Origin of the sequence: Mesorhizobium sp. M7A.F.Ca.AU.001.01.1.1 (assembly GCF_004022735.1) — a bacterium.
GTDB lineage: Bacteria > Pseudomonadota > Alphaproteobacteria > Rhizobiales > Rhizobiaceae > Mesorhizobium > Mesorhizobium ciceri.
This window is the reverse complement of record NZ_RZPF01001202.1, coordinates 1-954: the sequence shown is the minus strand read 5'-3', so window position 1 is coordinate 954 and position 954 is coordinate 1. Positions and strand designations below refer to the sequence as shown.

The window sequence follows — 954 nt, the reverse complement described above, 5'->3', positions numbered from 1 at the left end:
CAGCGGACCGGCAGCCGATGACAGCGCCGACCTAGAACGGACATTCGACGAATTGCTAGCAGCTGGCGAGATCGGCCCGGCCAATGACGGCGACCCCAGCGTGGCGCGCAAAGCGTGTTGATCGCCTGCTGAGACGTATCGGGAGCCAAAGCGACCGTGACGCCCTTCGTCTATTGAACTTCGAGTGGCCTGCCACCCGAAGCTCGGAGAGCGAAGGGTGGTGCCCCTAGCCGGGATCGAACCAGCACTCCTTGCGGAACTCGATTTTGAGTCGAGCGCGTCTACCAATTCCGCCATAGGGGCTCAGGCCGGGCGGCCTGGATGGCGCGGGACTATACGGTTGGAGGCCTGTTCGTCAACTGGCCAATTCCTCGTCGCCCCGGATGCGACCAAACTGCGCCTTTCGATTTCGTGACGGGGCTGCCATTGTGCAGCGCGGAAAATCTTTCTAGACAGGCGGCGCATCAAAGCGCGGCACGTCTGCGGGGACGGATGGCGTGCGCTGGGTCTTTGTTCTGTGCATGCCGTTACACCCCAACCTGCCTGCGCAATTGAACGACACGCATTAGGAGTGCCGATGCTTCGCGGACTTTACGACTGGACCCTGTCGCTGGCGGCCCGCAAATCCGCCGAATGGTGGCTGGCCTTCATCGCCTTCGTCGAAAGCTCGGTGTTCCTGGTGCCGGCCGACGTGCTCTATCTGCCGATGGCGCTGTCGCGGCCGGATCGCGCCTACCGCTATGCGCTGATCGCCACCGTCGCCTCGGTGCTGGGCGGCATCGCCGGCTGGTTCATCGGCCACTATGCCTATGACGCGGTCGCCAGGCCGATCCTCGAATTCTACGGCAAGTACGACGAGTTCGAGCAACTGCGCGCGGGCGCCGGCGTCGGCTTCATCGTCCTGATGCTGATCACGTCGGGTGCCGCCCACCTGCCGCCGATCAAGGTGGTGAC

Annotated in this window: 1 protein-coding gene and 1 tRNA gene; one reads left to right on the top strand and one right to left on the bottom strand. The window is 63.7% G+C overall.

Annotated elements, in window-relative coordinates:
* Positions 1–218 precede the first annotated feature (218 nt).
* Positions 219–303: transfer RNA gene (locus EN884_RS37070), tRNA-Leu, on the bottom strand.
* Between the two features lie 274 nt (positions 304–577).
* Between EN884_RS37070 and EN884_RS37065 the strand changes: the two genes are divergently transcribed.
* Positions 578–954: YqaA family protein (locus EN884_RS37065; RefSeq protein WP_164760520.1), on the top strand; the 377-nt coding region annotated here is incomplete at its 3' end.